Origin of the sequence: Absicoccus intestinalis (assembly GCF_033971885.1) — a bacterium.
In the GTDB taxonomy this organism is placed as follows: domain Bacteria; phylum Bacillota_I; class Bacilli_A; order Erysipelotrichales; family Erysipelotrichaceae; genus Absicoccus; species Absicoccus intestinalis.
This window is the reverse complement of the sequence record NZ_JALBUS010000013.1, coordinates 22,466-36,254: the sequence shown is the minus strand read 5'-3', so window position 1 is coordinate 36,254 and position 13,789 is coordinate 22,466. Positions and strand designations below refer to the sequence as shown.

The window sequence follows — 13,789 nt, the reverse complement described above, 5'->3', positions numbered from 1 at the left end:
TTATGAAACGAAGTGCTGGAATTTTATGTCCGATCTTCTCTTTACCAAGTCCCTATGGAATTGGTACTTTAGGACAAGCAGCCAGAGACTTCATTGATTTTTTAGAACAAACCAAACAATCCTATTGGCAAATCTTACCCATAGGGCCTACAAGCTATGGAGATTCTCCGTATCAATCTTTTTCTTCTTATGCGGGCAATCCCTATTTCATCGATTTTGATACATTGAAAGATCAAGGACTTTTGTTGCGTGAAGAATATGATTCGTTGGATTGGGGAAATGATCCGCATCGAATTGCCTATGCGAAATTATTTGATCATCGTTTTGAAGTTTTGAAAAAAGCCGTAGCACGATTGGATGATCCGGCCTTTGATGTTTTCTGCCAAGCCGAAGCGGATTGGTTGGATGATTATGCCTTATTCATGACCATCAAAGATTTACATGATGGAAAATCTTTTTTAACTTGGCCTGCTCAGTTGCGAAATCGAGAGCCACAAGCTTTAGAACAAATCCAAAAAGAACATGCATCCGCTATTCGTACTTGGAAAGGCATTCAATATTTCTTTTTTCAACAATATGCCGATATGAAAGCCTATGCGAATGCCCATCATGTCCAGATCATTGGGGATATCCCTATTTATGTGGCGATGGATAGTGTTGATGTTTGGAGCCATCCAGAACAGTTCTTACTGAATGAAAAAGGCAATCCCGATTTTGTTGCCGGCTGTCCCCCAGATGCTTTTAGTGAAGATGGACAATTATGGGGCAACCCTTTATTTGATTGGGAAAAAATGAAAGCCGATGGCTATCGATGGTGGATCGATCGCATTGCGCATCAAATGCGTTTTGTGGATGTCTTGCGCATTGATCATTTCCGTGGTTTTGCGGGATATTATGCGATTCCTGCAACGAATCAGACGGCACGCCATGGCCATTGGGAAAAAGGACCAGGCATTGCTTTATTTGATGCGATCCATGATGCATGTGGTGATCTAAATATCATTGCTGAAGATCTTGGTTTCTTAACACCGGATGTGTACGAACTGGTTAAACAAGTGGGATATCCCGGTATGAAGATCTTACAATTTGCGTTTGATGATCGCGATACGAACAGTGGATATTATCCCCATTCTTATACAAGACATTGTGTTGTCTATCCGGGTACCCATGATAATGATACCGTACTTGGTTGGATGCACTCAGCCAGTCCAGAAAATGTGCAACAAGCCATTGAGTATCTCCATTTGGATGAAAAGGAAGGATACCATTGGGGCATGATTCGTGGTTGTTTTGGAAGTGTAGCGGATTGGGCCATCATTCCCATGGCGGATATCTTAGGATTGGATGATCGAGGCCGCATCAATGTGCCAAGTACATTGGGAAACAATTGGGTATGGCGGTTTGAAGAAAAAGAACTCAATGAAGCTATCATAAAGAAGTTAGAAAAAATGACCATCTTATATGGTCGAAATAGAAAGTGGAAGGAAGTCTCACATGTCGACAGTTAATTTAAAACATATTGAAAAAGTATATCCTGCTGGAAAAAAGAGCAAGAAAAAACATAATTTAAAAGTGACCGATGAAGGTGTATTTGCCGTCCAAGATTTTAATTTAGACATCGATGATCAAGAATTCATCGTTTTGGTTGGTCCTTCTGGATGTGGAAAATCCACGACCTTACGTATGGTTGCTGGATTGGAAGAAATTACCCGTGGAGATTTATTTATTGATGGCAAACGGGTGAATGATGTAGCACCCAATGAACGTGATATTGCGATGGTGTTCCAAAGTTATGCACTGTATCCGCATATGACGGTTCGTCAAAATCTAGAGTTTCCGTTAAAGATGCGTAAAATGGATCAAGCTAGCATCGATAAAAAAGTCAATGAAACGGCGGAGATCTTGGATATCACCCAATTCTTGGATCGGAAGCCCAAAGCTTTATCGGGTGGTCAAAGACAGCGTGTAGCGATTGGTCGTGCCATTGTTCGTGAACCCAAGGTCTTATTGATGGATGAACCTTTAAGTAACTTGGATGCGAAATTGCGTAACCAAATGCGTGCTGAAATCATTAAATTAAGAAAACGAATCAAGACGACCTTTATTTATGTTACCCATGATCAGACCGAAGCCATGACTTTGGGTGATCGCATCGTCATCATGAAAGATGGCATCATCCAACAAGTAGGAAAACCACAAGAAGTGTATGACAATCCATACAATTTATTTGTAGCTGGTTTCATTGGTGTTCCTGCCATGAATCAATACAATGGCAAGTTACTTTTTGATAAAGATACATACAGTGTGCAAGTGGGCGATATCATCATGCCATTATCGAAAGAGAAATCGGCGAATTTGGCACGCAACCATGTAACCGAACAAGATGTGATCGTTGGTGTTCGTCCGGAACATATCACCTTAGAAGGGGATCCATCCAAGATGATCCATGGAACGGTGGATGTTTCCGAGATGATGGGAAGTGCGATCCATTTGCATGTCAATGCATTGGGAAAAGATAGCGTGATCATCGTGCCAACGATTGATTTGCAGGCCGGCAATGACTATGGCATGGGTAGTGATATTCAATTCACCTTCTCTAGTCATGCCATTCATGTCTTTGATCCGGTATCTACTTTGAATTTGGAATATCACAAGTAGACATGTTCTCCTTCCACGGGCTCAGATAAGTCGATGCTTATCTGGGCTTTTTTACGCTTTCGCGTTCAATGATCGAGAAGGGAACAATGATCTTGGTTGCGAATAAATAGGGATTATCGATGTGTTTGATCAATTGATTGGCGGCTTCCATTCCCAATTGTTGGGCATGGATATCGATCGTGGTCAAAGGCGGAATGGATTGATTGCCAATCAAAGAGTGATTGAAAGCAATTACGGATATATCTTCTGGAATTTGGAGATGACAGGGATGACAAAGATGCTCTAATTTTAAGGCAATCAAATCATCGCAACATACCCAACCGGTGGGATGTTCTGGATTTTTCATCAAAGCAAGAAGGGCCTCTTTTTCAAAGGTATCAAAGATATATTCGGGTCGGGATTCGATTTGTTCCTGCAACAAGGCTTGCATATATCCCACTTTGCGTTCAATCGAGAAAATCGCATCACTGCCTGCACCAATAAAGCCAATGCGTTTGTGTCGATAGTTTAATAGATATTGCGTGGCTACCTTTCCGGCTTCGACATTATCGGTATCGACATACAAAGAGGTGTTGTTGGAATGACTGGGTTTGCCAATGATCACAAACGGAATCTTATGTTTTTGCATCGTCGTAATGAGATGTTTACTATTTTCAGAATACAGAAAGATGTAGCCTTGGGCATGGGAAATTTTAATGGCGGCTTCTAATTCAGCATCGCTCGATCCGGTAATGAGGTGGATCCGAAAGTTTTGTTGGAGGCAGATCTTGCCGATGCCTTGGACACTTTCTAGATAGAAGGGGTTTTCTAAAGAGTCTTGATCCGTCTTTGGGAAGATGACACCAATGGATCGGACCTCGAGTCGATTGGCATCGGTATAGCCCATTTCTTCCATTACTTTGCGTACTTTTTGCTTGGTTTGTTCACTGATCGAGTAATGATCATGCAGGGTCCGGGAAACGGTAGAAACGGACACACCGGCTTTTTTGGCAATGTCTTTTAATGTATAACTCATATCTATACGATACTGTCTTATGCAAGGGAATGCAAACTTTTGCATACAAGTTTCTTTATTTTTGAGTAGAAAATACCGAAATAAAGGTATAATAAAACTGCAAATGGAAACGTTTACAGGAGGAAACGCATGCAAGTAAAAGAACAATTAGAACATATTGTGGCCGCACAATTTGAAAAGACATTGGATCAATGTTCCAATGAAGAAATCTATGGGGCCTTACTGCAATTAAGTAAAGAGCGCATTCATCATTGTTCACATCCACATTCGCAACGGAAGTTGTATTATATTTCCGCGGAATTCTTGATTGGCAAATTGTTGTCGAATAACTTGATCAATTTAGGCATCTATGAGGATGTCAAAACGTGTCTTGACAACATTGGCAAATCGTTGAGTGATATCGAAGAATTGGAATTAGAACCATCGTTAGGCAATGGAGGTCTAGGTCGTTTGGCGGCTTGTTTCATGGATAGCTTAGCGACTTTAGGCTTGAATGGCGACGGGATTGGCTTGAACTATCATTTTGGTTTATTTCATCAATTGTTTAAAGATCACAAACAATATGAAACCAAAGATCCATGGTTGACCAAGCCGTCTTGGTTAGAAGATACCGGTATTTCTTTTCCGGTTGCGTTTGGTCATAGCCGCGTGACTTCCCATCTCTATGATCTGGATGTCGTGGGGTATGAAAGTGGTGTGAACACCTTGCATTTATTTGATCTGGACGGGGTGGATGAAAGCTTGGTCAAAGAAGGGATTGACTTTGATGAGAGCTTGGTCGATCGCAATTTGACGCTATTCTTATATCCGGATGATAGTACGGAGGCTGGACGTCGATTGCGGGTGTATCAAGAATATTTCATGGTATCCAATGCCGCTCAATATATTTTATGGGAACAAAAGAAGTTGGGACATGATCTTCATCATTTGGATCAATATGTGTGTATCCAGATCAATGATACCCATCCTTCCATGATCATTCCGGAATTGATCCGGCGTTTGATGTTTGAAGGGGTGCGTCTGAAAGAAGCTATTGAAATTGTTTCGCATACGTGTGCGTACACCAATCATACGATCTTAGCGGAGGCGTTGGAAACATGGCCTTACGATACGTTGGCGGATATTGTACCGCAATTGATGCCGATCATTGAAGTCTTGCACATGTTGGCACCACAAAAAGCGGGAACCGAGATCATTGATGACAAACAACGGGTCCATATGGCGAGCATGGATATTCATTATGGATACAGTATCAATGGGGTTGCAGCTTTACATACCGAAATTTTAAAGACAAGTGAGTTGAAAAATTTTTATGAATTATATCCTGATAAATTTAACAATAAGACCAATGGCATCACGTTCCGTCGTTGGCTTCTATACACCAACCCAGACTTATCCGCATGGATCGAAAAACGTATTGGTCCTGGCTTTAAAAAGAATGCCGATGAATTAACCAAACTGGCTGCATTTGATCATGCAGAAGATCTGGCTGCATTGAAAGCCATCAAGGATCGGAATAAACAAAGATTGTGTGCGTATATGGAAAAGAGCCAAGGTATTCAAATGGATCCGCATAGCATCTTTGATATCCAGATCAAGCGGTTGCATGAATACAAACGCCAACAAATGAATCTTTTGTATATCATTTGGTTGATCGAACAGATTCGTGCAGGTTTACGTCCGGATCAGAAGGTCACGTTCATTTTTGGGGCCAAGGCAGCACCTGCTTATATTTTGGCCAAAGATATCATTCATGCGATCTTATGTGTGGAAACCATTATTGAGCAGGATGAGCTATTGAAACAATATATCCAAGTGGTCATGGTAGAAAATTATAATGTCACAAAAGCCGAAAAATTGATTCCGGCAGCGGATATTTCGGAACAAATTTCTTTGGCATCCAAAGAAGCAAGTGGTACGGGTAACATGAAACTGATGTTGAATGGAGCCGTTACGCTTGGTACGATGGATGGTGCCAATGTGGAAATTGCGAATTTAGTGGGCAAAGAGAACATCTATATTTTTGGTCAATCCAGTGAAACGGTCATTGCGCATTATGCCCATGGGGATTATCATCCACAAGATCATATCGATGAACAAGTGCAAACGATCTTGGATTTCTTGATCTCCGATGAGATGGTAGCGATTGGTGATGCGACTTGTCTGCAACGGTTGTATCAAGATCTGAATCACAAAGATTGGTTCATGGCTCTGTTGGATCTGAAATCCTATATTGCGACCAAGAATCAGATGATCAAGGATTATCAGGATACGGAAAGTTGGATGAAAAAATCGCTTGTGAATATTTCCAAGGCTGGTTTTTTCTCCAGTGATCGTACGATTGAGCAATACAATCACGATATTTGGAAATTGGATTAGTGGCATCTCTTTCTCCTATTTCATTCACAAACTAATTCAATCCCATATAAGAAATATACAGGCGGTTGCCTGTATATTTTTCGAAGAGGCATCGTATTTGTTGATAAGCCGTACGCTCCATCTGATTTTTGGTATAATAGAATAAAAGACAGAAAGAGGATCAGTATGAAAAAATTTTTAAAGATCATCGGAATACTGCTTCTTTTGTGTATCGTCGTTGTACTGGGTTATTTTATTTATGTTTATGCAACATATTATCGTGTGGAAGATCATCAACAATTATCCATTAGTCAGTTCGCAACAACCAAAACGTTGAAAACCGATACACAATATCGTATTTCGAGTGCCAATATTGGTTTTGGCGCGTATAGCGATGATTATTCATTCTTCATGGATGGGGGAAAGTATAGCCGTGCTCGTTCGAAAGAAGAGGTCAAGACCAATGTCGAAGGGGAGATTGCGACGATTCAATCGTTAAAACCAGATTTTGCGATGTTTCAAGAAGTAGATATCGATGGAACCCGAAGTTATCATGTGAATGAGTATCAAATGTTGGAAGTTGGGCTAAAAGACGATACGTCGGTTTTTGCACAGAATTATGATAGTCCCTATTTGTTGTATCCATTGTCTATGCCACATGGCAAAAATAAAGCGGGCATGGCTACTTTTTCTGATGTCCAAGCCACAAGTGCCGTTCGACGTTCCTTGCCAATCGAAACCGGATTTAGTAAATTTATGGATCTGGATCGTTGTTACATCAAACAAGTGTTTGAGGTGGACAATGGCAAACGTTTTATTGTGTATAATATTCATTTATCCGCCTATACCACCAAAGGCGATACAGCTACAAAACAATTAAAGATGTTATTTACGGACATGGATCAAGAAGCACAAAAGGGTGCGTATGTGATTGCAGGTGGTGATTTCAACAAGGATCTATTAAAAGATTCGTATGCCATTTTTAAGCAAGGCGATAAAAATGTGGGGGATTGGGCCAAACCGATCGATACCTCTTTGATGCCAAGTTCGTTAGAATTGGTGGCCCCTATTGATAAAACGAATCCGGTGCCTTCGTGTCGCAATGCGGATCGACCGTATTCAAAAGATGATTTTGTCTTGACCGTCGATGGTTTTATCGTATCGAAGAATGTCCAGGTCAAAGAAGCAAAGGTCGTGGATGCCAAATTCAAACATAGTGATCATAATCCAGTTTATTTGGATTTTTCATTGAATCAATAAGGGAGGAATGTCTATGTCAATCAAACAAGTTGTGATTCATTCGGATCTTCGTCGTCCGGATCAAATTTATCAAGCCAGTGATGAGGTGGAACAAAAATTGACGATTCAAAGAGATGGAACCGTACGATTGGATGCCATTAGTCATGAAGGCTATCCTTGTTGGAAAGAGGAAAAAGAAATTGATGAAGAACTGGCCATCGAGATTTTGAATCTGTTGGAGCAATATGCCAAACAACCCGCTGAGCTTTCGCAGGCCGATGCCAGTGAATGGGAAATGCATATCGTTTATGAAGATGATTCCGAACAAAAACTCAAAGGTCCGATGATTGGTAAGGTCTATGCAGGTGATGTCGATCTGACGGATTTTATTCGCAATCATCTGCCCTTTATGTCCTTGGGTGTCTTTGATCGAACCGATTCTCTATAGTTAAAAAGGTCCATTCACACGAGTGGACCTTTTCATACGTTTTTACTTATTTTTGGTAAAACTTTAGGAATAAGTACCAGAAACATCTGAACGTATGCAGGCATTCTGGTATACATTAATCGTAGGTGTCCATCAACAAAAAATCAACTACGTGCACAATTTGTACTCCACGTACATTGCCAACATCCATTTCATCCATGGTGACTACATATTTTGGAAAATTGTCGTTGATTTCCAATAAATTATTGATTTCTCGATCCGAGTCGTCAGGAAGTCTTCGGCATACTTGAACATAAATTCTTTTGTCTTGATGAACACCAATAAAATCAATTTCTTTTTTTTCGTTTTTCCCAATATAAACAGCATATCCTTTTCGCAACAGCTCGAAATATACAATATTCTCTAACATGGGAGCAATCGATTGAGGATCAAATCCTAAAATACAGTATTTTAAAGACGAATCGGCTAAATAAAATTTTTCTTGTGTTTTTAATAGGGATTTTCCTTGAAGATCATATCGGGAGCATCTATAGATCACGAATGCTTTCTCTAACCACTCCAAATAATTATAGATAGATTCTATTGTGAGGGAACGACCTTCACTTTTTAAATATTTGACAATGGTGTTGGCTGAAAATGTTTTTCCAACATTTTCTATGATAAATTTTACTACGCGATTAAAAAGGTCATAATTCTTGATGTTGAATCGTTTTGTGATATCGTTTGTGATCACTGAATTGTAGATTCCTTCCACGATTTGATAAGAAGATCGTTCATCTAAATCATGATCGGCTATGATTGGAAACCCACCCGTTCGTATATATTCATTGAATAATTCAATCTTTGATAAGCCAGTTCTAGATTTAAAAGTCAAATATTCAGAAAAAGATAGAGTATATACCGGTATTTCAATGTATCGTCCAGAAAGATAGGTTGATATTTCTCTAGACAGAAGTTTTGAATTAGACCCGGTTACGTAAATGTCCGTTGAAAAGTTTTCTAACAAGCTATTGATGGCTTTTTCCCAATTTTTTACTTCTTGTACTTCATCGAGCAACAAGTAATATTTCTTTTCATCTGTGATTGTTTTTATGATATCTTCATACATGTCTTTGTCAGTCATTCCGTTATCAAAATCCTCGGATGTGTATCGTCTTTGAATAATATGGTTCTCATTGATACCGGATTGGATCAAATCATCACGAAACATTTCTAGTATTGTTGATTTTCCACATCGACGAATACCTGCCAAAATTTTAACTAAAGGAAGATTTTTATAACGATTTAGAAGATTTAGATAATAAGGTCTTGGTATCATGAAGGTTACCTCCATTGTTATTGTACTAAAAAAAGAAACATTCTAAAAGTTTTTACTTAAAATGATGAAAAACTTGATGAAATTCAAAACTTTTTTCTTATTTTCGATAAAAACTTTTTTATTCATTCCAAATAATCCTGCGTTCATTATGTTCTGAATTGGACAGATTCCCTACAATGAAGGGTTTAGTAGGCTTCTTTTTTGTTGTATAATCAAAAATATTATAAAAAGGAGGGAAATATTGAAAACAGAAAAACGAAACTTGGTTCTTTTTATCATCAGCTATGTGATCAATAATTTAGCCAGTGGCGTTTTATACGATACGTATGTCAATTATCTTCAAGATGTGCAACTCTCGATCGCTACTTCATTTTGGGCCTTTTATGGCTATGCGACCTTTGTTGCGGCCGGCTTGTTGTTGCTGGCACCGAAACTGGGATATAAGAAGTTATTATATTTTTGTTCGCTTGGTACGGCCGTTGCGTTCTTTGGCGTAGTCTATGTAGGCAATCCAGCCATATTGTATGTGGCCACGCTTTTGGCATTGACAGGAGTGCAACTGCATTTTATCATGTTGAGTCCCTTTGTGGCTGCCAATACCGAAGATTTGAAAGACGATAGTATCCGTTGGTATACACGTACGTATTATATGGGTTATATTGGTTATTTAATGGCGACCTATGCTGGGGGTGCTTTGGTGGTACAACTGTTTGCGATGTTGGCGCATACTTCATTTGGCGCTGCACAAGAAGCCACACGCTATATCGTCCAAATGAGTCCATCGATGCATACGCTCTATCTACAAGCCAATCGTATGGTATTGATCCTTGTCGGGATCATTGCATTGGCATCCATTGTTCCGGTAGCGATGATCAAAGAGACCAAGCCCGTTCCACCAAAGAAGAAAGTCATTTCGATAAAAGAAAGAATGTTGCAGGTACGAACGGTCTTTTTCAATCGCTATGCACGGGCTTATTTGATCTATTGGGCCTTGATTTCCTTTGCGATGGGATTGTTCACATCGTATTATACGGTTTATTTAAATCGAAATCTGCATATTGATAAGGCCACCAGTTCTTTGATGGTTTCCATTTCGTATGTGGCCATTGTCTTATTTATGTTCTTTACGCCAAAATGTGTAAAGAAATTTGGAAAAGTCGGTACCATCTTTTTTACCGTGGTCTTGTCGGTTCCATTTATGTTGATCATTGGTCATGGTGATTTGTTTGGTGCTTGGGTCGTGCCTGTGGTAGGAACGGCGCTATTCATTCGGGCGGGCCTTGCCAATTTGTCCAGTCCAGCCGATAGTGCCTTATCAATGGATGTGGTGCCAAAGACCATGCGGCCTGTCTTTACTTCATTGGTGAATTTTATTGCTGGTATTGTCAGCATATTATCCGGTCGATTTACGGGTAGTTATTTATTTTTGCATCAATCGGGCTATCAAAGAGCCTATGACATTGCGGCGGTCTTATATTTGATTGCTGGATTTGTCTTGTATTTTGGTATACGCAAGTATAACCATAAGGAAGAAGAAATTGTGAGGGAAAATCTATGAATACATTTTTAAAGAAATTAGGTATGGGGCAGAAATTAGCGAAGAACTTCTGGGCCATCCTTATTGTTGCGTTTAGTGGGGCCATCATTTATGGCTTGCCATATTTTCGTTTTGATTACTATGATGCTTATTTAAAGACATATCATTTGACCAATACCCAAATGGGTGTGTTTGGTAGTATCTTGGGTATCTTTGGTATGATCTCCTATTTGTTTGGTGGCGTGGTTGCGGACCGTTTCTCAACGCGTATGATCTTGACGGTATCCTTGATTGGTACGGGTTTGGGTGGCTTTGTACACCTATTGCCATTGAATTATTATCAATTGGTTTGTCTCTATGCTTTCTGGGGTGTTTCGAGCTTATTTGCGTTTTGGCCCGCTTGTGTCAAAGCCGTTCGTATCTTATCCGGATCGGATGATCAAGGAAAAGCGTATGGCTTCTTTGAGGGGGGTCGTGGTGTCGGTGCGGCCTTGATGGCTATGGGAGCTGTTGCCGCTTTCCGTTATGGCATTGGTCGTATCGATAATGAAGTAGCTGGTATGAAAGCCGTGATCTTGTATTATTCCATCTTGACCATTGCGATGGGAATCTTCTGTTTCTTTACGGTCAAAGATGAAAAAATGGATCCAAGCGATCGTATTTCTTTTAAAGGCATTGGCGAAGTCTTAAAGATGCCGGCAGTATGGATCATTGGGTTTGTGACTTTCTGTAACTATGTATTTACCTTGTCTTTGTATTATTTTACGCCATATGCCACAAGTATTTTAGGCGCAACCGTTACATTTGGTGCGATGTTAGCTGCCATGAAACGTTGGTTTAGTTTGTTTGGAAATATTGGTGGCGGTTATTTCTCCGATAAGTTTGGTACGAGCAAAGCTTTATTGATCAGTTTTATCGTGATGATCGTTGGTACAGCTGCCATTTTGATCTTGCCTTTGAACAAATCCAGCATTGTGCCATTTACCATTTTGTTTATCGTGATCTATATTTTCTATAATGTCAATTATGCCCAAACATGGGCGATGATGGATGAAGGTGCCATTCCGGAAAAGTATTCTGGAACCGCAGCTGGTATCATTTCAACCATTGGTTATTTGCCTGAAATCTTTGTTTCTTTATTGGCCGGTATCATGATTGATCAACATCCAGGTGTTGCGGGTTATCGACAATTCTTTGGTTTCTTGATCGTTATGTTGATCCTTGGTGCGATCTTTGTCGTGATCTGGAAAGCTTATTTGAAAAAACATGTCACAGCCAAAGCCAACTAAATTTGAAAAAGTCTATGTGGAAACGCCTGTAGATACCGATGGGGATGGGAAGCGGGATTTGATTGCGGTCTATATCAAACGACCGCTTGTATCCCATCCTGTACCCGCTGTGTATGTGGCCAATCCCTATATGCTTCATTGTAACGAAGATTGGTATACGCTTTATGATGTCAACACCAATATCAAAGCCTATCCCACCCAGGATATCGATGAAAAGGATATTCAATATATCTATGTTCCGAAAACCTTGGCGCATCGTCCGATTCATGGTCAAGCGGATGAAAACACCATGCCGGAACCGTCACCGAATCAATACGAATGCATTTCCGATCTATATGATCATTTGATTGATCGGGGCTATGCGGCTGTATTTTGTGGCGGATTGGGAACCAAAGGCAGTGATGGCATCACTCTGACAGGATCACACGAAGAAATTCTTGCTTTTAAATCGGTCATTGATTGGTTGAATGGAAATGCTCTTGCCTTTACCAATCGTGAAGATGGAATCCAGATCAAGGCACATTGGTGCAGTGGGAATGTGGCCATGTCGGCTCGTTCCTATTTGGGAACCATGGCCATTGGGGTAGCCACAACGGGTGTACCTGGATTAAAGACTATCATTCCGGAAGCGGGTATTTCTAATTGGTATGAATATTATCGCCACAATGGCCTGACCTTGCCAGCCATGGATTGGCAAGGAGATGATCTGGATATCTTAGCGCGCTATTGTTTTTCCCGGGCCTTGGATCCACAAGATTATCCAACGATCCAGTCCCGTTTTGAAAAGAGTCAAAAACAATTGCAGGAACAAGAAGATCGTGAAAGTGCCAACTACAATCGATTCTGGGATGAGCGCAATTATTTAAAACACGTTGACAACATCCAGGCATCGATCTTTGTGATCCAGGGATTGAATGATTGGAATGTGAAACCGGATCAAGGCATTCGTTTGTTTGAAGCGATGCAAGCGCGAGGCAAAGAATGTATGATGCTTTTGCATCGCGGACAACATATTTATACCTATCATTTAGAGGGTGCCCCCACTTTGGATCTGATTGATCGTTGGTTGGATCATTATTTGAAAGGCATCGACAATGGCATTGAAAAAGGACCCCGGATCTATGTGGAAAATAACTTGGATCAAAAGCGTTGGGATACGTATTGTGCTTGGCCGCCAATGCCAAATCAATCATGGAATGTGCAGCATCCCGAAGCCACATTTATCGATGATCTTTCTTTGAGTGTCTATGATCGTCAAGAAAAGAATACCCAGGCATGGTTGGATCAATTGGTAAAGGAAAAAAATGCTTTTTCGTATCGTTTGGATCTACGATCAATCGAAAAGGAATCGCATTTTTCGGGTCGAGCCAAGATTCGGTTTCGAGCCAAGATCAATCAGCCAACGGCTATCTTGAGTGCCATGTTGGTCGATGTTGGTAAACAATGTCGTTTGTTGGATACGTTGGATGGGGATGAAAATGTCCATTTTACCTTTCAACAAGAAAGTGAGCCTTCGGATTATTTTGTGATCAGCCGCGCATGGATGAATGCACAAAATCGGACGTGCAATTATCGTAAAGAAGCCATTGATCCCAATACGTTCTATACGTATGAGATGGAATTTGTTTCGAATGATTATCGCATCGTACCGAATCATACCTTGTGTTTGATCGTATATGGTATGGATGTAGATCAAACGCAATTGCCGTACACCAAGACCCAAATTACGATTGAAAAGGATTCGATCGTATTATCGTTACCTATACAAGAGGAGATAACGAGTAATCGTTAAAAAGCCAATGGATTTAATTGCCATTGGCTTTTTTAGATGAAATAGACATGGAAAGAATGATAAGTATTTCTCTATGTGTAGCTGACGGTTTTTTTCTGAAGCCATTTGAAGGATATCATTTCGATGTTTCTTCAA

10 protein-coding genes are annotated in these 13,789 nt (G+C 40.2%); 8 read left to right on the top strand and 2 right to left on the bottom strand.

Annotated features, from left to right (window positions below):
- Positions 1 to 2: 2 nt before the first annotated feature.
- Both malQ and MOZ64_RS08445 read left to right on the top strand, forming a co-directional pair.
- Positions 3 to 1,508 (top strand): 4-alpha-glucanotransferase, encoded by a 1,506-nt coding sequence (gene malQ / locus MOZ64_RS08450; protein ID WP_320326127.1) that lies wholly within the window; start codon positions 3 to 5, stop codon positions 1,506 to 1,508.
- Entirely contained in the window at positions 1,495 to 2,658 is a 1,164-nt protein-coding gene (locus MOZ64_RS08445; RefSeq protein ID WP_320326126.1) for an ABC transporter ATP-binding protein, read from the top strand. The genes malQ and MOZ64_RS08445 overlap by 14 nt, the downstream gene beginning before the upstream one ends.
- Before the next feature lie 37 nt (positions 2,659 to 2,695).
- On the opposite strand, the gene MOZ64_RS08440 is transcribed toward MOZ64_RS08445, so the two are convergent.
- Positions 2,696 to 3,718: a LacI family DNA-binding transcriptional regulator gene (locus MOZ64_RS08440; protein WP_370659472.1), complete on the bottom strand. Its 1,023-nt coding sequence runs from the start codon at positions 3,716 to 3,718 to the stop codon at positions 2,696 to 2,698.
- Positions 3,719 to 3,802: 84 nt separating this feature from the next.
- Between MOZ64_RS08440 and MOZ64_RS08435 the strand changes: the two genes are divergently transcribed.
- The 3 genes from MOZ64_RS08435 to MOZ64_RS08425 all read left to right on the top strand — a co-directional run bounded on the left by MOZ64_RS08435 (position 3,803) and on the right by MOZ64_RS08425 (position 7,718).
- Positions 3,803 to 6,052 carry a glycogen/starch/alpha-glucan phosphorylase gene (locus tag MOZ64_RS08435; RefSeq protein WP_320326124.1) on the top strand — a complete coding sequence of 750 codons (2,250 nt, stop codon included), beginning with the start codon at positions 3,803 to 3,805 and terminating at the stop codon, positions 6,050 to 6,052.
- 165 nt (positions 6,053 to 6,217) lie between these two features.
- Positions 6,218 to 7,291, top strand: coding sequence for an endonuclease/exonuclease/phosphatase family protein (locus MOZ64_RS08430; protein WP_320326123.1), 1,074 nt, complete (start codon positions 6,218 to 6,220; stop codon positions 7,289 to 7,291).
- Positions 7,292 to 7,304: 13 nt separating this feature from the next.
- A complete protein-coding gene (locus MOZ64_RS08425; protein WP_320326122.1) occupies positions 7,305 to 7,718 on the top strand; it encodes a hypothetical protein in 414 nt (137 codons plus the stop codon).
- 115 nt (positions 7,719 to 7,833) lie between these two features.
- Here MOZ64_RS08425 and MOZ64_RS08420 read toward each other — a convergent pair whose 3' ends face one another.
- A complete protein-coding gene (locus MOZ64_RS08420) occupies positions 7,834 to 9,036 on the bottom strand; it encodes an ATP-binding protein (protein WP_320326121.1) in 1,203 nt (400 codons plus the stop codon).
- A gap of 241 nt (positions 9,037 to 9,277) precedes the next feature.
- Here MOZ64_RS08420 and MOZ64_RS08415 point away from each other — a divergent pair, with 241 nt between their 5' ends.
- The 3 genes from MOZ64_RS08415 to MOZ64_RS08405 are packed head-to-tail and all read left to right on the top strand — an operon-like array spanning position 9,278 to position 13,654.
- On the top strand, positions 9,278 to 10,594 hold the full coding sequence (locus MOZ64_RS08415) for an MFS transporter (protein WP_320326120.1): 1,317 nt from the start codon (positions 9,278 to 9,280) through the stop codon (positions 10,592 to 10,594).
- Complete coding sequence (locus MOZ64_RS08410) at positions 10,591 to 11,862, top strand: MFS transporter (RefSeq protein ID WP_320326119.1); 1,272 nt, start codon at positions 10,591 to 10,593, stop codon at positions 11,860 to 11,862. The genes MOZ64_RS08415 and MOZ64_RS08410 overlap by 4 nt, the downstream gene beginning before the upstream one ends.
- Entirely contained in the window at positions 11,840 to 13,654 is a 1,815-nt protein-coding gene (locus MOZ64_RS08405; protein WP_320326118.1) for a CocE/NonD family hydrolase, read from the top strand. The genes MOZ64_RS08410 and MOZ64_RS08405 overlap by 23 nt, the downstream gene beginning before the upstream one ends.
- Positions 13,655 to 13,789 lie beyond the last annotated feature (135 nt).